The organism is Bacteroidota bacterium (assembly GCA_016714535.1).
GTDB lineage: Bacteria > Bacteroidota > Bacteroidia > AKYH767-A > OLB10 > JADKFV01.
In genome coordinates, this window is sequence record JADKDR010000019.1 from 35,977 (window position 1) to 57,145 (window position 21,169).

23 protein-coding genes, 1 tRNA gene and 3 pseudogenes are annotated in these 21,169 nt (G+C 37.0%); 22 read left to right on the top strand and 5 right to left on the bottom strand.

Annotation, left to right across the window (positions count from 1 at the left end):
* Window positions 1-132 precede the first annotated feature (132 nt).
* Window positions 133-911: pseudogene (locus IPO27_18695) on the top strand (DUF3494 domain-containing protein).
* 148 nt (window positions 912-1,059) lie between these two features.
* Here the strand turns inward: IPO27_18695 and IPO27_18700 are convergent.
* On the bottom strand, window positions 1,060-1,338 hold the full coding sequence (locus IPO27_18700; protein ID MBK8848455.1) for a DUF559 domain-containing protein: 279 nt from the start codon (window positions 1,336-1,338) through the stop codon (window positions 1,060-1,062).
* A 96-nt stretch (window positions 1,339-1,434) separates the two neighbouring features.
* On the bottom strand, window positions 1,435-1,632 hold the full coding sequence (locus tag IPO27_18705) for a hypothetical protein (protein ID MBK8848456.1): 198 nt from the start codon (window positions 1,630-1,632) through the stop codon (window positions 1,435-1,437).
* Between the two features lie 343 nt (window positions 1,633-1,975).
* On the opposite strand from IPO27_18705, the gene IPO27_18710 reads away from it, so the two are divergent.
* The 12 genes from IPO27_18710 to IPO27_18765 all read left to right on the top strand — a co-directional run bounded on the left by IPO27_18710 (window position 1,976) and on the right by IPO27_18765 (window position 9,081).
* On the top strand, window positions 1,976-2,365 hold the full coding sequence (locus tag IPO27_18710) for a ChaN family lipoprotein (GenBank protein MBK8848457.1): 390 nt from the start codon (window positions 1,976-1,978) through the stop codon (window positions 2,363-2,365).
* A gap of 33 nt (window positions 2,366-2,398) precedes the next feature.
* Entirely contained in the window at window positions 2,399-2,815 is a 417-nt protein-coding gene (locus tag IPO27_18715) for a ChaN family lipoprotein (protein ID MBK8848458.1), read from the top strand.
* 429 nt (window positions 2,816-3,244) lie between these two features.
* A complete protein-coding gene (locus IPO27_18720; protein MBK8848459.1) occupies window positions 3,245-3,691 on the top strand; it encodes a MarR family transcriptional regulator in 447 nt (148 codons plus the stop codon).
* A gap of 12 nt (window positions 3,692-3,703) precedes the next feature.
* On the top strand, window positions 3,704-4,117 hold the full coding sequence (locus tag IPO27_18725) for a hypothetical protein (GenBank protein MBK8848460.1): 414 nt from the start codon (window positions 3,704-3,706) through the stop codon (window positions 4,115-4,117).
* Complete coding sequence (locus IPO27_18730; GenBank protein MBK8848461.1) at window positions 4,110-4,475, top strand: OsmC family protein; 366 nt, start codon at window positions 4,110-4,112, stop codon at window positions 4,473-4,475. The genes IPO27_18725 and IPO27_18730 overlap by 8 nt, the downstream gene beginning before the upstream one ends.
* Before the next feature lie 32 nt (window positions 4,476-4,507).
* Window positions 4,508-4,942 (top strand): (4Fe-4S)-binding protein, encoded by a 435-nt coding sequence (locus IPO27_18735; GenBank protein MBK8848462.1) that lies wholly within the window; start codon window positions 4,508-4,510, stop codon window positions 4,940-4,942.
* Window position 4,943: 1 nt separating this feature from the next.
* A complete protein-coding gene (locus IPO27_18740) occupies window positions 4,944-5,483 on the top strand; it encodes a pirin family protein (GenBank protein ID MBK8848463.1) in 540 nt (179 codons plus the stop codon).
* 31 nt (window positions 5,484-5,514) lie between these two features.
* Window positions 5,515-5,652 carry a hypothetical protein gene (locus IPO27_18745; GenBank protein MBK8848464.1) on the top strand — a complete coding sequence of 46 codons (138 nt, stop codon included), beginning with the start codon at window positions 5,515-5,517 and terminating at the stop codon, window positions 5,650-5,652.
* Window positions 5,653-5,655: 3 nt separating this feature from the next.
* Window positions 5,656-6,075 (top strand): hypothetical protein, encoded by a 420-nt coding sequence (locus IPO27_18750; protein MBK8848465.1) that lies wholly within the window; start codon window positions 5,656-5,658, stop codon window positions 6,073-6,075.
* Window positions 6,076-6,159: 84 nt separating this feature from the next.
* On the top strand, window positions 6,160-6,984 hold the full coding sequence (locus IPO27_18755) for a pirin family protein (GenBank protein ID MBK8848466.1): 825 nt from the start codon (window positions 6,160-6,162) through the stop codon (window positions 6,982-6,984).
* A gap of 128 nt (window positions 6,985-7,112) precedes the next feature.
* The gene (locus IPO27_18760; GenBank protein ID MBK8848467.1) at window positions 7,113-7,877 is read left to right on the top strand and encodes an SDR family oxidoreductase; all 765 of its coding nucleotides are present in this window, start codon (window positions 7,113-7,115) and stop codon (window positions 7,875-7,877) included.
* A gap of 340 nt (window positions 7,878-8,217) precedes the next feature.
* Window positions 8,218-9,081 carry a hypothetical protein gene (locus IPO27_18765; protein MBK8848468.1) on the top strand — a complete coding sequence of 288 codons (864 nt, stop codon included), beginning with the start codon at window positions 8,218-8,220 and terminating at the stop codon, window positions 9,079-9,081.
* A gap of 118 nt (window positions 9,082-9,199) precedes the next feature.
* Here IPO27_18765 and rsmH read toward each other — a convergent pair.
* The 3 genes and pseudogenes from rsmH to IPO27_18780 all read right to left on the bottom strand — a co-directional run bounded on the left by rsmH (window position 9,200) and on the right by IPO27_18780 (window position 11,943).
* Window positions 9,200-10,250 (bottom strand): annotated as a pseudogene (rsmH, locus tag IPO27_18770) (16S rRNA (cytosine(1402)-N(4))-methyltransferase RsmH).
* Between the two features lie 242 nt (window positions 10,251-10,492).
* The gene (locus tag IPO27_18775) at window positions 10,493-10,699 is read right to left on the bottom strand and encodes a hypothetical protein (protein MBK8848469.1); all 207 of its coding nucleotides are present in this window, start codon (window positions 10,697-10,699) and stop codon (window positions 10,493-10,495) included.
* A 329-nt stretch (window positions 10,700-11,028) separates the two neighbouring features.
* Complete coding sequence (locus IPO27_18780) at window positions 11,029-11,943, bottom strand: hypothetical protein (GenBank protein ID MBK8848470.1); 915 nt, start codon at window positions 11,941-11,943, stop codon at window positions 11,029-11,031.
* Window positions 11,944-12,305: 362 nt separating this feature from the next.
* Here IPO27_18780 and IPO27_18785 point away from each other — a divergent pair, with 362 nt between their 5' ends.
* From IPO27_18785 to IPO27_18825, 9 genes and pseudogenes are all read left to right on the top strand, one after another.
* Window positions 12,306-12,794, top strand: a complete 489-nt coding sequence (locus IPO27_18785; GenBank protein ID MBK8848471.1) for a hypothetical protein — start codon at window positions 12,306-12,308, stop codon at window positions 12,792-12,794.
* A gap of 304 nt (window positions 12,795-13,098) precedes the next feature.
* Window positions 13,099-14,145: a pyruvate dehydrogenase (acetyl-transferring) E1 component subunit alpha gene (pdhA, locus tag IPO27_18790; protein MBK8848472.1), complete on the top strand. Its 1,047-nt coding sequence runs from the start codon at window positions 13,099-13,101 to the stop codon at window positions 14,143-14,145.
* Window positions 14,146-14,321: 176 nt separating this feature from the next.
* Window positions 14,322-15,587: a pyruvate dehydrogenase complex dihydrolipoamide acetyltransferase gene (locus tag IPO27_18795; GenBank protein ID MBK8848473.1), complete on the top strand. Its 1,266-nt coding sequence runs from the start codon at window positions 14,322-14,324 to the stop codon at window positions 15,585-15,587.
* A 22-nt stretch (window positions 15,588-15,609) separates the two neighbouring features.
* Entirely contained in the window at window positions 15,610-16,173 is a 564-nt protein-coding gene (locus IPO27_18800; protein MBK8848474.1) for a gamma-glutamyl-gamma-aminobutyrate hydrolase family protein, read from the top strand.
* Window positions 16,174-16,339: 166 nt separating this feature from the next.
* A tRNA-Pro gene (locus tag IPO27_18805) sits at window positions 16,340-16,413 on the top strand.
* Window positions 16,414-16,650: 237 nt separating this feature from the next.
* A pseudogene (locus IPO27_18810) lies at window positions 16,651-17,804 on the top strand (citrate transporter).
* Between the two features lie 221 nt (window positions 17,805-18,025).
* Window positions 18,026-18,889 carry an RNA polymerase sigma factor RpoD/SigA gene (locus IPO27_18815; protein ID MBK8848475.1) on the top strand — a complete coding sequence of 288 codons (864 nt, stop codon included), beginning with the start codon at window positions 18,026-18,028 and terminating at the stop codon, window positions 18,887-18,889.
* 197 nt (window positions 18,890-19,086) lie between these two features.
* The gene (locus tag IPO27_18820) at window positions 19,087-20,547 is read left to right on the top strand and encodes a glyceraldehyde-3-phosphate dehydrogenase (GenBank protein MBK8848476.1); all 1,461 of its coding nucleotides are present in this window, start codon (window positions 19,087-19,089) and stop codon (window positions 20,545-20,547) included.
* A 149-nt stretch (window positions 20,548-20,696) separates the two neighbouring features.
* Window positions 20,697-21,158, top strand: a complete 462-nt coding sequence (locus tag IPO27_18825) for a hypothetical protein (GenBank protein MBK8848477.1) — start codon at window positions 20,697-20,699, stop codon at window positions 21,156-21,158.
* The last annotated feature ends 11 nt before the right edge of the window (window positions 21,159-21,169 follow it).

The window sequence follows — 21,169 nt, forward strand, 5'->3', positions numbered from 1 at the left end:
GTTATTAGTACATTATCGCACACAAAACGTGTGAATTACATAACTCTTTTAATTAGATGTATAACGCTTTCGGGAATTATTGCTCACATCTTTGCAACGTAATAATGTAGTTACAAATAAAGGTCAAATAAAATGAGAATTAAAAACGTGTTACCTATTGCAGCAATGCTGATGGTTGTATTAATGGGAGGTTGCAAAAAGGATGAAGCTATTGTAGTGAGTGGAATGGCTTCAACAGAATTGTCCGATGCCCTTAGGGTAGGTCCTGTGAGAGTATATCTTGGGGTTGCGGGAAATTTTGCCATTCTTTCTAAAACAGGGATTACGGATGTGTATCCGTCTGCAGTTACCGGAAACATAGGTGCAAGCCCTATTACCGGTGCCGCTATTCATTTAACGTGCACCGAGGTGACGGGAAAAATTTTTTCTGTCGATGCGGCAGGTCCTCTCCCATGCAGGTTGACTGCCCCAGCAAATTGACCACAGCCGTAAGTGATATGCAAACTGCATATACCGATGCAGCCGCGCGTTCTAATCCTGACTTTCTCAATCTGGGCGCAGGCAATATTGGAGGATTAACACTCAACCCCGGCCTTTATAAATGGACGACTGCATTAAATATACCTACGAACATCACCATTTCGGGCGGTCCTAAAGATGTTTGGATTTTCCAGGTATCGGGAACACTCAAGATGAGTTCAGCGGTGAATATAACCCTGACCGGAGGGGCCACTGCAAAAAATATCTTCTGGCAGACTACCGGTGCCGTTACATTGGGCACAGGCAGTCATTTTGAAGGAAACATACTTAGTAAAACCGGTATTAATATGAAGACAGGCGCATCCATAAATGGACGACTATTAGCACAAACAGCGGTTACGCTTCAAATGAATACGGTTGTAAAACCATAAATAAATTACAGATGCATAACCTTAAGAAAGGCTGTCTGCAAAATGCAGATGGCCTTTTTTATTAATCTAAAAACGATAAAAGGGTGTGACAATTGTAAATGGAATTTTTCATTTCATACTTTTTTGTTTTAGGTGTGAAAAAACATTTTCATTTTAAAAGCCACCCGGTGCATTGAGTCGCTTTGTTTCCAAATCTCAAAACAGTAATCCCGGGTTGAGTGAGTTTTGAGTCTCTTTTTTCATCATTCAACACTCCTTGCATATCACAATGAGATTGGCCATTAAGCTTAATTGCAATTTTTACTGAAGCACAGAAAAAGCAAAGTATAAAATGGTCATTGGAAAATTGTTTTCTGAATTCACCGCCCTCCAGTATTTTATTTTTCAAATAGTTCCACAGAAAGGCTTCGGCACTTTTGCCATTGATTCGGAGATTTGCAAAAGGCCTTTAAATAATTTTTGTTATAATCGGAATTCATAGCTGGAAAAATATAGCTGGAAAATACCCCCTAAAATATTTTTCTCAATCTTCGTTTTCTTGTGTCCCCGGTTCGCGTTCCCGCGAACTATGAATAAAATTTTTTCTTGATGTGTTTTCAATGCAAGGATATTGATATAGGACGCAGGATGTTTTGCGAGGACACGAACCATGGACAAAAGCATCAATAAAGCGCACAACATTTTCTGCTACAATATTGCAATCTATACTTGCTAACTCCATTTTACTAACACAGCCTGCATGTTATGCATATTTTTTTTCTTTTTGCTAACCTATGTCATTGGTTTCGTTGCAATTTATATTTTTACCACATATTATTAAAGCGTAGCTTTAGGCAATGTGGCTTTTTCACAACTCGTCAACCCCAAAGAAGTGAGGCTGGCGTTAACGGAAACTCTAAACAATGGCATAAAGCAATATGAATCAATTAAGAAAACATATGACACTTAAACAAATCAAATCAAAAGCAATGAATTATTTTAAATCTCTTTTAATCTGTTACTTTTCTATTAGCAGTTTTCAATCTTTCGGACAAATTACGGAAAAGCACTATCGTATTTATTCTGTGAAACTTAACAAAGAAGTTACACTTAATGACATTGCCGAGGAAATGAAAAATTACAATGTTCTTTTCTTTGGCGAAGAACACAATGACTCCGTTGCTCATTATCTTGAAAACAAAATGCTTGACATGCTCCATCAGAAATTTTCCAATCAGACTACACTTTCGATGGAAATGTTTGACAGAGATGTGCAGACAGTAATGAATGAATATCTTAACGGAAGCATTCGAGAGAAAAATTTTACAAAAGATGCAAGAGCATGGAGCAATTATAAAGATTATAGACCTATGGTTGAGTTTGCCAGGAACAATAAATTAGATATAGTTTGTGCTAATTCACCAAGCCGTTATACTAATCTTGCCGGCAGGAAAGGACAATCAGCATTGAGGTAATTATCTGACGATGCGAAAAAATATTTTGCCCCATTGCCTTATGACACAGCATCGGGAAAATATTACGAAAAGCTTATGACGCTAACTTCGCATGATGCAACTCCAAGTACCGACACATCGGTAAAAAAAATGCCACCAATAATGCCTATGGGAGGATTTAATTTGATAATGGGACAATCGCTTTGGGATGAAACTATGGCGTATTCCATATCACAATACCTGAAAAAGAATAAAGAAAAAAAAGTGCTGCATGTTAACGGTCGCTTTCACAGTGATGAAGGATTTGCAATTGTAACACAACTAAAAAAATACAGTCCAAAAGTAACATCACTCATCATTTCAACAGGGACAGATGAGTCATTTCCAAACATTGACTGGAACAAGCATAAACACCTTGGCGACTACATTATCATCACAGACCCTGCTGTTCCAAAGACTTACAAAGAATAGAAAGCAACATTGATTACACATAACAAGATTGTTTTGCCTGTTAAAGAAGAGCATCTGGTAACATTTAGCGACATAGACGAAAGCACCTCAGTAACTTTGCAAACGTGGGGCTTATGTCTAACAGGCCTACCCCCTACTACCTCAAAAAGGTGTTCAGCGTCACCGGCTTAGTTTGCCATTATATTGTGTCCCCGGTTCGCGGCCTCGCGAACTATGAAGAAAATATTTTCTTGCTGTGTTGTTGCAATGCAAGGTTGCTGATATACAAAGCAGGATGTTTCGCGAGAACGCGAACCATGGACAAATCCGGAAAATTAGTTTTATATTATTGCTGCACACAACGAAATAACTCTTCAAAAAAATATTTTTAAATAAATATCGTCTACTAAATAATTATTTCTATTTTTGTTGCGTATTTAACAATTGCACATGAATAAGGTAAAAATTGATAAGTCGTACGGACGAACATTGGGAGTAGCATATACATATGTGTTCAGGCAATTGGCTAAACATATGAAAGAGAAAAATCTTCCTATTACACCAGACCAATTCCGTGTGCTTACACATTTGTGGCAGCATGACGGATGTTCGCAACAAGTATTAGCAGCAGGTAGCCATCGTGATAGGGCCAATATTACACGCATTATCGACATTCTTGAAAGAGAGGGTATAGTAGAAAGAACAGACCATGAAAGCGACCGCAGAATATTTAAAATTCATTTGACAAAAAAAGGAAAAGCCATTGAAAACGATGCCATGGCATGTGGTCAGGCAGCTATTGATGACTCATTAAAAGGCATCAGCAAAAGCGACTTAGAAGTTTGTATGAAGGTGCTTAATAAAACCATTGAAAATTTAAAAACAAATCAAAAATAAAGACAAATCAGCATGACAAACAAACTAAACATTAAACAAGTAATGATGGCTGCTGTAACAGCTGCTGCAGTTTCTGCAATTATCAATTCTATTCTGTTTTATATTTTTAAAGCGATAGGATGGATAACGGATGATATTTTTGTTCAACCGAATCAACCACTTACTGTGGTACCAGTTCTTATTTCAAGTATTGCTCCTACTCTGGTTGCTGCACTTGTGCTTTTTTTACTTGAGAAATACACGCAAAATGGATTCAGAATTTTCAGTATTCTTTCTATTGTACTGATGCTTTTGTCTTTAGCAAGTCCGTTTATGTCCATCCCAAATGTAACTACTAAGTTTGCACTGGCTCTTGATTCAATGCATTTTGTAGTGCCACTTGTGCTATTGTATTTTATTAACAGAAGTAAAAAAAGTAATGCTTAACATGGCAAAGGTTATAGCTAAAAATAGTGGGGTACATTATAAAACTGTTATACGTTCATCATCAAATGAATTGTTTGCTGATGAGCCTGAAAATAATGGCGGCCATGATGAAGGCTTTTCTCCCGAAGAATTATTAGCATCTGCCCTTGCCTCCTGCACTTGTATCACTTTGCGAATGTATGCGGATAGAAAAAAATGGAAGCTTGAAGATGTTGAAGCAGAAGTCGACTTTTCATTTAATAATGAATTAAATAAATCAACCATTCAGAGAAAAATAAAACTTACCGGAGATTTATCAGAAGCAGAAAAGAAGCGGTTATATATTATAGCAGAAAAATGTTTTGTACATAAAGTGTAAAGTAATCCAATCACAATAAATACATAGATAGAATGAGAGAAATAACAAAAAAATATACCAATGGAGAGGTAACCATTGTGTGGCAACCAAACGTATGCATTCACTCAGCTATTTGTTGGCGGGGCGAAAATGCATTACCTCAGGTTTTTAATCCTGGAGAGAAACCATGGATAAAACCCGAAGGCGCAGCAACGAATAGAATTATTGAACAAATTAAACAATGCCCGAGTGGCGCTTTATCTTATTATATGAATAACGAAGAACAAAAAAATACCGAAATCACAGCGGAGAGCATAGTTGAAATTGCTCCCAATGGCCCCTTATTAGTTTACGGTAATATTACTGTGAAAGATGCAGAAGGCAATACAACACAGAAAAACAAAGTGACCGCATTTTGTAGATGTGGGGCATCAACTAACAAACCTTATTGTGACGGTGCACACAGAAAAATAGATTTTGTAGGATAAAATGCATTATTTATTTAGAGGCAATTTAGACCGCCTTCACAAGCAGGATGCATGGAAAAAAAGCGCCTATGCTTTTGTTCCCTATCAAACCAACTTTGGTGAGTTATGTGGCTTTGCTGATGATGTGGTTGAAGCCGGACAAGGCTTTGGTATGCATCCACATCAAAACATGGAGGTAAGTACTATCTTAATTTCTGGTTCACAAGCACATAAAGACAATACGGGTAGCGAAGGTATAATCATTGAAAATTGTGTTCAAACGATGAGTGCCGGAACGGGCATTATGCATAGTGAATTTAATGCATCCAAAACAGAATCATTTCACAGCTTTCAAATTTGGGTTTATCCAAAAATTGAAAACGTAAAACCGCAACATGGAAAATTTAGTTATCAAACTGATGACAAACTAAACAAAGTTCTTCTTGCACTTTCACCTGATGGTAGAAATGAAACAGGACTCATAAATCAGGATGCATTCTTTAGTGTTTCAAGATTGGAGAAAGAAAAATCGGTTAATTATCAAATGAATTTAAAAAGGTAATGGAGTTTATGTTCATTGTGCAACAGGTTCAATTGAAATTGATGGTACGAAACTTTCTTCCGGTGATGCCATTGGAATTTATGATACAGATAATTTTTCAATCCAATCTCTTGAAGATGCCGAGTTAATATTTGCAGAAGCCCCAATGCAGCGAGGAATAAAAATATAAGCTATGAGAACAGCCTTAATAATTTTTTTAATTTCAATCAGCATGAACTCCATTGCGCAAAACAAAAGCAATATGACACTTATTAAAGAATATAAAGCACCGCAAGAAAATGCACCCGTAATGGTTTTGTTTGGCGGTAGTCCCGACAGAATGAATGAAGTTGTTTCTATGATTAGAGACAGCCTTAAAACAGTAACGGCTATTGGCAACTTTAGTGAAGAACAAGGATTACAAGAGTTGAGCACGTTAAAAAAAGTTGATTTGGTTTTAATTGGCGGCAGATATTCTGAAGAACAAAGAATCAGAATCAGAACATACTTAAAGAAACATTTTCCAGGGGTTGCAACTACCGAACCCGGTTATCAATATCCTTATGATAATGCTGAGGTGCTAAAAGATATTAAAAAGAAATTAGGAATCTAATACCCTAATAAATTCAAGGCTAGCACCTGAGCCTCTCAAAAAAAACCAAATGCCCAAATTATGTAACATTTAAAAAATAAACCATTGCAAAAACAAATAAAAAAAATAATCAACCTGACTTTAAAACCAAACCAAATGGGTTTTACTTCGGTAGATATGTTTCATAATGAATTTGCCTTTGAACCGTTTTTGGTTTTTACAGAGTTTCATATGGACAAAGCAATTTTTGGGCCTCACCCTCACGCAGGTGTATCTGTAATGACTTATATGATGCCCGATAGCAAAGGTTCATTTCTTAATCGAGACAGTCGTGGTGATAAAAGTATTATTGAGCCGGGTGGAATACATGTAACACAAGCAGGTAGTGGTGTAAAGCACGATGAAGTGCCAGCTATTGATGGAATTGATTGTCATGGTTTTCAAATTTGGATAAACCATTCTGACAAAAACAGGTTGGTAGAACCAAAAGCATTTCATGCTTTTTCTAAAGATGTTCCTGAATACAATTCGGACAATATAAAATTGAGAGTCTTACAAGGCACTTATGAAAACTTAACTTCTTCAATAGATTTGGTAACGAAGACCATATTATTTGACATTACGTTACAACCAAATTCAAGTATTGAACTCAACACCAAAGAAATGGCGTTTATTCATTTATTAGCAGGAGAAATTACAATTTCCGAAAGAGCGATTAGTAGTTCGTCAATGATAACATTTGAGAAAACAGGCGACAAAATAAAAGTTAATTCGGGTAGCCAAACTTCAAATTTTCTATTTGCATCAGGCACACCACACAACGAACCCATTGTTCACGGAGGACCTTTTGTAATGACAACTCACGAGCAAATGACAGCAACTCAACAAAGACTGCAACGTGGAGAAATGGGAACTTTACTTCCACTTTAATGATTGAAAAGAAAAGCACATGTTAAATAAAACGTCCAACATTCTTATACCATAAACGCTTATGCTTTATTTTGAAAACCGACAAAAAATAAAATAGTAACAAATAGAATAATGAAAAAACAGCATTAATTACAGGAGCATCCAACGGAATTGGATTAGAATTAGCAAAAGTTCACGCATCAAAAGGTGGTGATTTAGTTTTGGTAGCTAGAAACAAATCTAAACTAGATGAACTTAAAACAGAATTAGAAAAGCAGTACAAAATTTCTGTATACACTATTGGAAAAGACCTTTCTGCAAATAATTCTGCACAGGAAGTATATGACGAAACAACTAAAGCAAATATTCAAATTGACTATTTGATAAACAATGCAGGTTTTGGTGATTATGGAATGTTTGTAGAAACAGACTGGAACAAAGAATTACAAATGATAAATTTGAACATTACTACCTTAACGCAGTTTACCAAGTTGTATTTACAAGATATGGTTAAGCGCAAGAGTGGAAAAATAATGAATGTTGCTTCCACTGCAGCATTTCAATCCGGACCGATCATGGCAGTTTATTTTGCTACTAAAGCTTACGTTTTAAGTTTTTCGGAAGCAGTTGATAATGAAGTGAGCGATAAAGGAGTAACGGTTACAACACTTTGTCCGGGTGCTACTGAAAGTGGTTTCCAGGCAGCCGCAGCAATGGATGAAAGTAATTTAGTGAAAGGTAAAAAACTTCCAACATCGAAAGAAGTTGCAGAATATGGTTACAAAGCAATGATTAAAGGTAAAACTGTTGCTATTCATGGAATGATGAATTGGATTTTAGCAAATTCTGTACGTTTTACACCAAGAGCATTGGTTGTGAAAATCACTCGCAAAATTCAAGATAAGTCTATTTAAGCATGGAACAAATAATGTAATACTTTTATCCAGAGAAATAAGAAAGTATAGTCTTTATTATGTTTGGTATTGTTGCTATTACGTTTACCAATTATTTTTTTAAAGTGAAACTGGCTTTTTATGATGAAATGATTTATCCATTTATTTCTGGTTCACTTCTTCCGTTACCACGACCAGCGTCCGCTGCTGGTTTTTAGTAAATGCGTTTCCTTCGTTAGGATTTGCTTCCATCTAACCTTTCTAACTTTAAGTCAACCTTGCACAAACTTTATGTTACTGGTTATAGACACCGACAACAAGAGATAAAATATTAAAAGTAACACAAACAGGTATATTCGATATGAGCACCTGCAAAGCGTTTGAAGTGTTACAATCATTAAGCGTAACGAGTGCACAGTTAAACGATCATTTAAAGGCAATACAAAAGTTTCTTGGATTTACGGGTAAAGATGTAGATGGAATTTATGGTGTTGCAACCATCACGCGCCTTGAACGAATTTTTGACACGACCATACCTACCCTACCTGCAAATACATCCATGATACTTTCTAACAAAGGCATCGAAAATATTATGCAATGGGAGATTGGCGGAAAGGCTGCTTATATTTCAAAATATAAAAACCCTATGTGGCCCGAATGGCATAGTGGAGTAACAATTGGCATTGGCTATGATTTAGGATATTGCAATGCCGCTAAATTTATCGAAGACTTTAAAGCCCTGCAGCAAACTGATAAAAATAAATTGAGCTGTGTAGTTGGATTAAAAGGTGAGGATGCTGAGAATGCCTTAACCCAGGATATAAAATCATTGAATGTGCCCTGGGAAATTGCTAGCGAAGTTTATTATTCCACTTCGATACCGGAGCATGCTAAGATGACAAAAAAAATATATCCTGAAATAGCGCAACTTCCGCCTAATGCTCAGGCTGCTATACTCTCTTTAGTTTATAACAGAGGCACAAAACTTACAGGTGACTCAAGGACAGAAATGTTCAATCTTGTTCAACTTATCAGGGATAAAAAATTAAACGCCATAGCGGCAGAGTTTAGAAGTATGAAACGTTTGTGGGAACCTAAAAAAGATAAAGACGGAAAGGTTATTAAAAAAGGTTTACACGGACTTATTATTCGCAGAGAAGCTGAAGCGGTGATGATTGAAAATGCAACATGGGTAATGGCTCCTACGGAATATATTTTTGCCTAAATCAATTTCGTTTTATAAATAAATATTATTCATTGTTGTGCTTTGATAGAGCGGTTAAAACCTTTCTTTCATTTTTAATCATATTATTCAGATGCAACTATAATGAAGTATAAACCAGTTAGGCCATCACAGCCCATCGCAATTTTGCCGACCGTGCGCGTGGATTGCTGCTAATTTCTTCTACCGATGGCCGTATAGGTTCGGGAGCGATATCGCTGTATGTGCCTGCACGGGAAATGATTTTGGAACGATTTTTTTACACGCCTGTCTTCGCCCGAATGAAAAGTAAGAATAGCAACGCGTGCATGCGGTGCCAATACGAACGGAAGTTTTTCGAGAAATTTTTCGAGCACACCAAACTCATCGTTCACATATATTCGCAATGCTTGAAAACAAAGCCGGCAACTTTTTTTAATCTTTTCGTTACGCTCATCTTGTGGCATAAATTCAAGAGTCTGTTGTATTATTTCCTTCAAATGCTTGGTGGTTTTTATTGCCTTCCCCTTATTTATATGTGATACAATTGCTTCTGCAATAATCTGCGCAAATGGCTCATCGGCATTTTCCAAAAAAATGTCCTCGAGTTCATGTTGCGAAATATTCTTTAAAATTTCCGCTGCCGATTTCCCACTTTTGGGATTGAGGCGCAAATCAAGTGGGCCATCTACTTTTAATGAAAAACCCCTTTCGGGATTATCAATTTGCATGGAGGAAACGCCAAGGTCGGCAAGTACAAAATTTAGTGGCCCTGCCTCGGCTGCAATTTGTTCTATATCCGAAAAGTTCATTTTTCTTATTTTCAATACATCTTCGCCATAGCCTAATGCAGCTAATCGTTCACGTGTACGAGGCAACTCAATCGGATCAACATCGGTAGCATATAATATTCCACCCGGCAATAAGCGTTTTAAAATCTCTAATGAGTGACCACCATAACCAAGTGTGGCATCAAGCCCAATTTGATTTGGCGCTATATTTAAAAAATCCATAATTTCACTCACACATATGGAACGATGCATGCCCACAGGAGTGTAACCCTTCTGCATTATTTTTTTTACATCATCGGCATACAAGTCAGGTTGCAGTTCTTTGTATTTCTCTTTAAAAGATTTTGGATGTGTGCCCTTGTATCTTTCTCTGCGTGGTGGTTTCGATTCCTGATTATTCATGGTGTAAAATTAAATATATTGACATCATATAGTAATCGAATTTTTTAATAATTGAAAACAAAACATTCGCAAACCAAATCGTGCTAAACAAAATACCTAATGATGCTCAGTGTAATATTAAAAAATGCCCCGGAAATAAAAATATCGGGAAAACGATTTTTTACCTGAATTTAAAATAACGAATAGCTATTTTACCTTTTATAAAATACATAGCTATATTTTGTTGTTACCCCATACTTGCGTCAACGCTCAGGAACTCTTATCGATGATGATGAAAAATTAAGATACATATACAACACTCCATCGTTATCGAGATCGTTCACTACAAATTGCATAGCGGAATTTTTATCAGGGCGATTCAATAATTTTTGGTCACACAAATATGGCATATCGAGTTCGATAAAAGGAAAATCATTCATACTGCCATCGGATGATAAAACTATTTGCAAATAATAAAAAACATGTGCACAGTCACTGCCTATGAAATAAATAGAGTCGTTTTTTTTATCACCATCTATATCCCAAAGGTTGAGTAGTTGTAAGAAGGGTTTATTGACTTAGTTTCTGCATTGAAAATATTTTGCAAGTATTAATTTGCTAGCCAATCAATTTTTAAATCAGATTGAGCATCTATACAACAAACTTTTGCACCAAAAAAAAGAAGAATTGATTTTAAAGTAAATCTTGTTTTAAGAATCCAGCTTAATGATTCAAGTTTTTTCAGAAAGGTTTTATAGTAAAATGTAAAATGAATAGAAACATAAACCGCAGTTTAACATTATTTAATCTTCGAATAAATAGTATTGTTTACTAAACAGTTGTAGAGGAAAAGTGTGCTGCCTACCAGAATCCCATTTATCCAATAAAAACCCGTTTCTCCATCTGGCAAAATGTCGTAGGTGCTATTATCTGTATAAACTGATACATATTTATTTATAATTAAACTGCCATCATATAAATCGCCAATTTCAAAATCGCCTATGCTTGAATCCTTATCAACAGAAGGATGGGCTGCTGTAACTTTTATATTTCTGCCATCTGCCAAATCAATACAAATCATTTCGTGGCGATTATCTACTGCAACTTTATTTGTAATTAATATTGGCACAGCAATTTTTTCTCCATCTATACTTATGGTCCAAACGGTATCGCCCGTAATCAAGTCGGCAATATTTACTTCGCCTTGCGGACAAGAAACTTTGGCAAACCAAGGGAGGCATTTGCATGTATTTTGAGTGCCTCTAAATTGTCTTTCTCCAATCTGATAATGAAATGTACCATCATTTAAATCTGTGATAACAGGCATCACTTTGTACATTGGAATACAAACTCTTTCTATAGGCCACGAATAATAATCGTTGTATACAAAATTGGCCGAATCGTATCCTGTGTGTTTAATTCTAATCTTACTTTTTTTTGCCAAACATTTATTTAGATAACACCGCTTATCGATTCCGGTTACAGGTTTGAAATTATTATTACATTCTTCTTTTTGCTTACAATTCAGTTCATCATTAAATTTCAATCTATAAAGACCGTCTTCTATTTTTTGAATCGCCTTGTCGCTAGTCGTCAAATTCTTTTGAATAAATACATTCATTTGAACATCAGAATATGCATAAGAATGATTCTGCCATAAGGCGAGAAGTGAATTTAAAATAAGAGCCGAAATAAAAAATTGTGATCGATTCATTTTAAGAATATATTATACGTGATGCTAACATTTAAAAATCGCATAAATTAACATACAAAATTTTTATAAGAGCCTAATATTAAAAATTAAACAACATAATGATTCAATAGTATTTTGTCAAAAAATCAGAAAGTAATACCGCTCCTGCTCTATTTTATAAAAGCTAGCACTACGGTCGCTAATGTAATTACTACTGCCGTTCCCTATCGAAAAAATTTTTTCATTTTAATAAATCGAGTATAATCACTTTTCAAAGAATGTGTTTTTCTTGCCATTTTAAATATTGATTTTTTTGAATATGAATACAATTCTATTTGACTTTATCAGTTATGCATGGTATAATATTTGACAAAGGCGTTGCAATGAAACAAATTCTAAGGACAACTGTATGTATTGTAATTCTGTTAGGCACTGGACTTTGCAAAGCACAATCATATTTGACCACGTTTGGTATTCGGGCAGGCAGTGACTATGGTATTACACTTCAACAGCGGATATTTAAATCCAAACTTACATTAGAAGGAATACTTCAAACGAGCAAATACAAGTACTCGGCTACTGTAATGTTGCAACAACATCGCAGAATGATTGGCAAGCGAATAAATTTCTATTATGGTATTGGAGGTCATACAGGCAACGATAAGGCCTTTGGAAAGTTTTATGGAATTTCGCCTATCGTAGGTGCTGAATTAACATTAGCCCGTTTAAATTTTTCTATTGACTATAAACCTGCCATCAATATAGTTGGTCACGATTGGGCACATCATGACTCGGCTTTCAGTATTCGCTATGTACTTATAAAACAACCGAAAAAAGAATGGCGCAAGAAGCTTTTCAACAGAAAGAAGTAAACGTTACCGAAAGGCAAGCTATAACCATAATATTCAACTAGAAAATTTACGATTCCTAAACTGTTATCTCAAATGTGTATCTCATTTTGTTGAGGTATAAATAATTTCATATTTCCAAATCCTACTAGATCCACCCTAATTATTCGATAATGAAGAAGTCGCATTTTATTGCTCATTTCGCTTATTCACATTTCTGAAGTTTAAACAAAACTCAAATTCGCTGCATAAAGTGCATCCTGCCGTTTTTTTCTTATTTAAAAAATATACTTTTGTTGCCCAATAGAAATTCCTCAACAAAAAAATTATGAGCGAAATAAAGGCAAAGACAGCAAAACAGAATACATCAACTAAAAAAGGTGACGATACCATTTTCACCAAAGAGCAATACTTGCAATGGTATGAAGACATGTTGCTAATGCGCAGGTTTGAAGAACGTGCCGGACAACTGTATGGCATGCAAAAAATAAAAGGATTTTGTCATTTATACATAGGGCAGGAAGCAGTAGTAGCAGGCGCTATGAGTGCCTGTAAGCACAGCGACCCTTGGATTACCGCCTACCGCGATCACACGCATGCGTTAGGTAAAGGAACAAGTGCACGTGCTGTTATGGCCGAGTTGTATGCCAAAGCTACCGGATGTAGTAAAGGCAAAGGTGGTAGTATGCATATGTTTGATGCAGCCAATTATTTTTATGGAGGGCATGGTATAGTTGGCGGTCAAATTCCGCTAGGTGCAGGCATTGCTTTCGGAGAAAAATATCGGGGTACTGATAATGTATGTTTATGCAGCATGGGCGATGGAGCTACCCGTCAGGGTGCCTTGCACGAAGCCTTTAACATGGCCATGACCTGGAAATTACCGGTAATATTTATTATTGAGAATAACATGTATGCCATGGGAACTTCAGTATCGCGAACCAGCAATGTAACCGATTTGCAAAAATTGGGATTAAGCTACGATATGCCTAGTGCAAGTGTTGATGGGATGACAGTAGAAGCAGTACATACAGCATTGGCAACTGCCTTAGCGCATTGCCGTGCTGGTCATAGCCCCTACTTGCTTGAAATGGAAACATATCGTTACAAGGGACACAGCATGAGCGACCCGGCAAAGTATCGTACAAAAGAAGAAGTAGAATCCTTTAAATCGCAAGATCCGATAGAAAAGGTTTTGCAAACCATCGTGTCGCAAAAATATGCTACGCAGGAACAACTTGATGGCATACTAAGAAAAGTAAATGAAGTGGTAGAAGACAGTGTGAATTTTGCCGAAGAATCGCCCTATCCTACTCCAGATGAATTATACAAGGACGTTTATGTTCAGCATGACTATCCTTATATAATGGTATAAAATTTAGTTTTAAAAAAAAGATTCGGATTGCAGGAATTATGAAGTGACACATTTGAATTTGCTTTGGCCAATAATGTTAAAAGCTCAGCATATCATATGACTAACTAAAATTCAAACATCCTTTAAAAACCTGTTCAACTTAAAATATCTAACAAGAATAAAAACAAAAAACTGATATGGCTGAATTAGTGCGTATGCCAAAAATGAGCGACACCATGACTGAAGGTGTTGTAGCGAAATGGCACAAAAAAATTGGCGACACCATAAAGTCAGGTGAACTTGTTGCTGAAATAGAAACAGACAAAGCCACAATGGAATTTGAATCTTACCAATCGGGCACGCTTTTGTATATGGGTGTGCAGGAAGGTAAATCAATTCCGGTAAATGCTGTACTTGCTATATTAGGAGCACCAGGCGAAGACTATAAAGCATTGCTTGATGCCGAAGCAACCGCTGCACCGGCAGCACCAAAGGAAGAACCCAAAAAAGAAGCTATAAAAACCGAAGCGCCCAAACCTACACCTGTTGCGCAACCCGCACCAGCAAACATTGTTGCAAAAGTTGCAGAGCCGGTTAGCACAAGCAATGGGGATAATCGCATTAAGGCATCGCCATTAGCGAAACGATTGGCCAACGAAAAAGGAATAAGCATAGATAAACTAAAGGGCACTGGAGATGGTGGCCGTGTGGTTAAACGTGATATAGACTGGTACAAGCCATTGCAGGTGGTTTCTACATCATATACAGGCACGGTAACAAAAGAAAGTTACGAGGAAGTTACAGTAAGTCAAATGCGCAAAACTATTGCCAGAAGGCTTAGTGATAGCAAATTTACTTCTCCTCACTTTTATCTTACCATGGATATTGTAATGGATGAAGCCATAAAAACACGCACTACCTTACTTGACATTATGGGCCAAAAAGTGTCATTTAACGATATGATTATACGGGCCTGTGCTTTAGCGTTAAGACAACATCCCAAAGTAAATAGTTCATGGCTTGGCGACACTATACGCATCAATCATCATATACACATTGGGGTTGCGGTTGCGGTTGATGAGGGCTTGCTAGTGCCGGTAGTTCGTTTTGCCGATAGCAAAACATTACCTCAGATAAATGCTGAAGTAAAAGATTTTGCACAACGTGCAAAAGACAAGAAACTTCAACCTGCAGATTGGGAGGGCAACACGTTTACAATTTCCAACCTTGGCATGTTTGATATTGAAGAATTTACAGCTATAATTAATCCGCCTGATGCATGCATACTAGCAATAGGTGCCATAAAGCAGCAACCAATTGTAAAAGAAAATACAGTTGTTGCCGGCAATGTGATGCGTGTAACATTAAGTTGCGACCATCGTGCTGTAGATGGTGTTGTGGGGAGTAAGTTCCTTCAAACGTTAAAAGGCATACTAGAAAATCCGGTATTACTTTTTATGTAATTAACCAGTTCGCCTTTTCGCTATGATTCACATTATTGATTTTGGAAGTAAAAAAACTCCTCAAATAAAAGAATGTGTAGAGCAAACCGAAATCTGTACCGTATTTCATGCACATGAATATTCCGAAACGAACGTTTCGGATGCAGACGCACTTATACTTAGTGGCTCACCTATTCTGCTTACAGAATATAACTACTGGCCCTTACTCTCCCAATTCAATTTTATTAAGGACCTCAATATTCCCGTGCTTGGTATTTGTTTTGGCCATCAATTGCTTGGACTGCTTTACGGAGCAACTATTTATAGAGGTGCAGCCATCCGTAAACCTGTATCAATTACACTTTTAGGAAACTCTGCACTTTTTACAGGCTTCGAAAAACAATTTACAATGAGCGAAGACCATACGGAAGGAATTACGCTGCCTCAAGATTTTACTCACACCGCCTTATCTGAGCATTATCAAATTGAAGGAATGCAAAATAATTTTAAACAAATGTTTGGAGTACAGTTTCATCCGGAGGTATCGGGCATACAAGGACAAAAATTGATTGATAATTTTATTTCAATTGTAAATGAAAAAAAATAAAGCAATTGATTTTTTTTAAAATTAAATACATTTGCAAGGCAATACAGGAGTGTAATGCAGACCTCACATGCAATAGGCATCCGGGAATTTTAAATTGACAAGCACAAAACTCCGGCTCAGGCTTTAATTTGAATACCATAGTATTCATTATCCTTAAAATCTGACTCGGGGTGTAGCGCAGTCCGGTAGCGCGTTTGCATGGGGTGCAAGAGGTCGCTGGTTCGAATCCAGTCACTCCGACATTGTTGTAATCCTTCGCTTTGCTGCGAAGGATTTTTTATTAAAACCCATTTACAAGTGTGCTTTAAATATTACTTATAATTGCATCCGCAAAATTAAATGAAGCCTTCTATGCATAAATATATTAAGTATGCCCTACTCTTTCCTATGTTGTTTGTTCCTTTCTTGCTTTTTGGACAAACTCATGCCGCCCTGAATGTGGCAGGCATACCTATCGAGTTTATCATTTTTGCATTGATGCTTTTAGGCATTGCTCTTTTTCATCAGTATACACTGCAAGTTGCACTTGCGGGTTTAATAGTATTACTGATATATAAGGTAGGATACCAACACTTTCCCATTATACAACATATAACAGGGTCGCACGATCCGGAAATTATTAAGCAATTACATGGCCATGCAGATGGAGAATGGAAAATACTGGTTAACCTTTTAGGCCTTCTTGTTGGCTTTGAACTTTTGGCAAGTCATTTTAAACATAGTGGAATTCCTGAAAGACTCCCTCATTTTTTGCCTGATGATTGGCGTGGTGGATTTTACTTGCTGATACTGGTGGCTATACTTTCATCTTTTCTTGACAATATAGCTGCTGCCATGATTGGCGGCACAATAGCCAACTATGTATTTAAGCATAAGTTACACATAGGTTATATTGCTGCATTGGTTGCAGCATCCAATGCAGGTGGAGCGGGCAGTGTAGTTGGAGATACTACCACTACCATGATGTGGATTGCAGGGGTGGATGCTCTGCATGTGCTAGAGGCATCTATTGCTTCGGCAGTGGCAGTTTTAGTTAGTGGCTATTTCGCATCGAAACAGCAATTCAAATTTCAACCTATTAAAAAGAAGGGCCTTCGACTGTAAAAATTCATGTATTGAGTCTTTTTGCTGTATTCCTAATTTTGCTTGGAGCCATTTTTACAAATATTTACCTTGACTTTCCGGCACTTGGGGTATGGGTTGCTATCATCATCTCCTCATTTTTTACAAAAACCGCATGGAAAGAAATTCCTACAGCACTAAAAGGGTCTTTGTTTTTGCTTTCGCTTGTTTTATGCGCCTCCCTGATGCCGGTCGAAAATCTTCCCTCACCATCGATTTACAGTACCTTCGGGATAGGAATTCTATCATCTGTATTTGACAATATTCCACTTACTAAACTTGCTATTGATCAGGGGGGGTACGACTGGGGCATACTTGCATTTGCAGTGGGTTATGGAGGAAGTATGGTCTGGTTTGGCTCATCGGCAGGTGTTGCTATAACTAATTTATTCCCACAGGGAAGATCAGTATTTGAATGGATAAAAAATGGATGGCATGTTGCCCTTGGTTATGTACTTGGTTTTATTACCTTATACTTAATTATGGGCTGGCATCCACAACCACTATAGCATTCTAACCTTTTTTGTTAACCATATTTTTTTCAAACAGTGTTAGGTTTACAACTTACCAAAAAAATAACTGCCACTACCACAACCTAGTATGGTTTTTGTTGAATGCAAAGCGGTTGAAAAACAATCTATAATACTTTGCGTTACGCAATAAAGTATATTATCTTCGCGCTCCGAAAATCGGCTGGCCGTCAAAGAAAATTTTAAGTGATAAAAACAGAATGAGACAACTAAAAATAACTAAATCCATTACCAATCGCGAAAGCCAATCTCTTGAAAAATATCTTCAGGAAATTGGGCGTGAGGAACTTATTACAGCAGAAGAAGAAGTTCGCCTGGCAAGAAGAATACGCGAGGGAGATCAGGTAGCCCTCGACAGGCTTACTAAAGCCAATCTCCGTTTCGTAGTATCCGTAGCTAAGCAGTATCAAAATCAGGGATTAAGTCTTCCAGATTTGATAAACGAAGGAAACCTTGGTTTGATAAAGGCCGCAAAGCGTTTTGATGAAACCCGTGGATTTAAATTTATCTCCTATGCTGTATGGTGGATTCGTCAGTCTATTCTTCAAGCATTGGCCGAGCAATCGCGTATTGTTCGCTTACCGCTTAATCAGGTTGGATCATTAAATAAAATTTCGAAAGCATATTCACGTCTTGAGCAGGAATTTGAACGTGAACCATCAGCCGATGAATTAGCCAAAGTATTAGAGTTGCCAATCGAAAAGATTGCTGATACCATGAAGGTTTCAGGAAAGCACGTATCAATGGATGCCCCTTTTGTGCAAGGTGAAGACAATAGTTTGATAGATGTTTTGGAAAATGTTGATAGCCCTCGTGCCGATAATTTCCTGATGAACGAATCGCTTCAAAAAGAAATTGATCGCTCCTTAAGCACCCTTACCGAGCGTGAGCGCGAGGTAATTAAGTTATTTTTTGGCATCGGCATGAATCATGGATTGACACTAGAAGAAATAGGTGCTAAATTTGATCTTACCCGCGAACGTGTTCGTCAGATAAAGGAAAAGGCAATTCGCAGACTGCGTCATAAATCGCGTAGCAAACTCTTAAAAGCCTATTTAGGATAAATAATCAGCCCGTTATATTGCGGGCTTCTTTTTTTGCTTTTGCATTTTGCAAAAGCGCAAAGCTTCAACTCGTCAGACCGTAAATCTTACGATAAAATCAGGCAAATACAGCATCACCCTAATTACTTGAAGCTATATTTGCAATCACTTTAATTTATTTTAAAACCAGAACAAAATTAAATAACAAAATGAGTGAAATGTTAGCCGATAACTCTGCAGCAGGATACGAAAATGAGCTGCATCAATGGATTAAAATTGAAAAAGCTACAGCAGAATTAATTTTACACAGCTCAAACCTTTGGTATGATAAAAGTGTTGAACTTATCATATTCCGCAATCAGATGGTTGATCGCAGTGTAAGCGAAATCATTGCATTACATCAATATGCCAAGGATTTTGTAAAAAAGCCTATTTCAGTATACGATACGCTTGAAGTAACTAAGGCTTTGACAGAACTTGATTTGGCTCCTTCTAGAATAGATATCGGGAAATTATGTAGCGAGTGGCTCAATGAAAAAAGCGAGCATAAGTCTGCAACAGATTTTGTAGGGACAAAACTTAAAGATTTTATTGGAAAAGATAAGCGCGCCTTAGTGCCAAAGGATGTTGTATTGTATGGCTTTGGCCGGATTGGACGATTAGTGGCACGCGAACTTGTAGTGCAGGCAGGCAAAGGTGAGCAGTTGCGATTAAGAGCCATAGTAACACGAGACAAAACCGATGAAGATATTATTAAACGTGCCGATTTGCTCCGTAGCGATTCAGTGCATGGTCCATTTCCCGGTACCGTGATTGTTGATTTAGAGAACAAAGCCTTAATAATTAATGGGCATCGCGTACATATGATTAGTGCTAAGAGTCCGGAAGAAATTGATTATTCAACATATGGAATTAACAATTCGCTACTAATAGATAATACCGGAATTGCACGCGACCGCGAAGGATTATCAAAGCATCTCAAGGCTAAAGGTGTTTCGCAAGTATTATTAACAGCTCCAGCCAAGGGCGACATTCCAAATGTAGTATATGGTGTAAATCAGGAAATGTGTGCAAAAGACGAAACCATTTTCTCAGCGGCTTCTTGTACCACTAATGCTATAGTTCCTGTATTGGCAGTTATTGACAAAGAAATTGGAATAGAAAAAGGTCATATTGAGACAATCCATTCCTACACAAACGATCAGAATTTATTAGATAACTATCATAGCAAATATCGCAGAGGCCGCAGTGCCCCACTTAATATGGTTATTACCGAAACAGGTGCAGATAAAGCCGTTTCTAAGGCCTTGCCGCAGCTTGCAGGAAAAATAACAGGTAACGCAGTGCGAGTGCCAACTCCCAATGTGTCATTGGCTATATTAAACCTTTCTCTTAATAAGGTGATGACCAAAGATGACATTAATGCCATATTACTTAAAGGCGCGTTAGAAGGCAATTTAGTAGAGCAAATTCAATACTCTCAGTCAAATGAGCTTGTATCGAGCGATTTGGTTGGTTGCCCTGCATCTAGCATCGTTGACAGCCCCGCTACAATCGTTAGCAAAGATGGCAAAAGCTGCTCGTTGTATGTTTGGTATGATAACGAGTATGGTTACAGCCGTCAGTGTTTGCGATTTAGCAAATACATAAGCAATGTAATCAGACTTACTTATTATTAAAAAGCAAAGCAATAGCTGATTTTAAAAATAATGGGTAGCAGCCTAATAGCCAATCTCTTCTTTATTATTAAAAAAGGATGGTCATTCAAAATACATTAAGGTATCTATCAAATAAATTAATTTCTTATCTTGTAAAAAAAAAAAAGCAAATGCTAAAAAATCAAATTCAAATCCTGTTCATTGCCATATTAAGTATTTCAATTTTATATGCATGTAATGGCAAGAAGAAAACAGTTGAAACTTCAACTGCTGTTAAACAAGAAGTTACTGAAACAAAACCTGCAAAAATAATGAACGATACTGCCGCTGCTAACGCAGATGAGATTTACCCTTTAATTGTTTCTTTTATCAGCATAGGTGAAGGTACTGATGCTAATGCGGTTATGACCATGGAAAACATGTTAACCAAATACCGCAGCCAACTGGGAAAATCAATTCCGTACATAGCTGTTCCATGGGGACGCGAAGGCGAAGTAGATTACCTCTTCCGTTTATCCGAAATGACTAAGGAAGAACAAAGTTCAATGGCTGCTATGATGAAGGATTCCTTTGCCGGAAATAAACTGGTTCAGATTTCTGAAAATGCAAAGTGTCTTCACATCCGGAGGTAACCAAAAAAGAA

Excerpts from the sequence above, each read along its gene's own strand:
- IPO27_18730 (MBK8848461.1), top strand. The coding sequence starts at position 4,110 with ATGCTTAACATGGCAAAGGTTATAGCTAAAAATAGTGGGGTACATTAT.
- pdhA (MBK8848472.1), top strand. The coding sequence starts at position 13,099 with ATGAGCGAAATAAAGGCAAAGACAGCAAAACAGAATACATCAACTAAA.
- IPO27_18765 (MBK8848468.1), top strand. The coding sequence starts at position 8,218 with ATGAGCACCTGCAAAGCGTTTGAAGTGTTACAATCATTAAGCGTAACG.
- IPO27_18735 (MBK8848462.1), top strand. The coding sequence starts at position 4,508 with ATGAGAGAAATAACAAAAAAATATACCAATGGAGAGGTAACCATTGTG.
- IPO27_18820 (MBK8848476.1), top strand. The coding sequence starts at position 19,087 with ATGTTAGCCGATAACTCTGCAGCAGGATACGAAAATGAGCTGCATCAA.
- IPO27_18780 (MBK8848470.1), bottom strand. The coding sequence starts at position 11,943 with ATGAATCGATCACAATTTTTTATTTCGGCTCTTATTTTAAATTCACTT.
- IPO27_18750 (MBK8848465.1), top strand. The coding sequence starts at position 5,656 with ATGAGAACAGCCTTAATAATTTTTTTAATTTCAATCAGCATGAACTCC.
- IPO27_18705 (MBK8848456.1), bottom strand. The coding sequence starts at position 1,632 with ATGGAGTTAGCAAGTATAGATTGCAATATTGTAGCAGAAAATGTTGTG.
- IPO27_18740 (MBK8848463.1), top strand. The coding sequence starts at position 4,944 with ATGCATTATTTATTTAGAGGCAATTTAGACCGCCTTCACAAGCAGGAT.
- IPO27_18795 (MBK8848473.1), top strand. The coding sequence starts at position 14,322 with ATGGCTGAATTAGTGCGTATGCCAAAAATGAGCGACACCATGACTGAA.
- IPO27_18725 (MBK8848460.1), top strand. The coding sequence starts at position 3,704 with ATGACAAACAAACTAAACATTAAACAAGTAATGATGGCTGCTGTAACA.
- IPO27_18815 (MBK8848475.1), top strand. The coding sequence starts at position 18,026 with ATGAGACAACTAAAAATAACTAAATCCATTACCAATCGCGAAAGCCAA.
- IPO27_18785 (MBK8848471.1), top strand. The coding sequence starts at position 12,306 with ATGAAACAAATTCTAAGGACAACTGTATGTATTGTAATTCTGTTAGGC.
- IPO27_18720 (MBK8848459.1), top strand. The coding sequence starts at position 3,245 with ATGAATAAGGTAAAAATTGATAAGTCGTACGGACGAACATTGGGAGTA.
- IPO27_18825 (MBK8848477.1), top strand. The coding sequence starts at position 20,697 with ATGCTAAAAAATCAAATTCAAATCCTGTTCATTGCCATATTAAGTATT.
- IPO27_18800 (MBK8848474.1), top strand. The coding sequence starts at position 15,610 with ATGATTCACATTATTGATTTTGGAAGTAAAAAAACTCCTCAAATAAAA.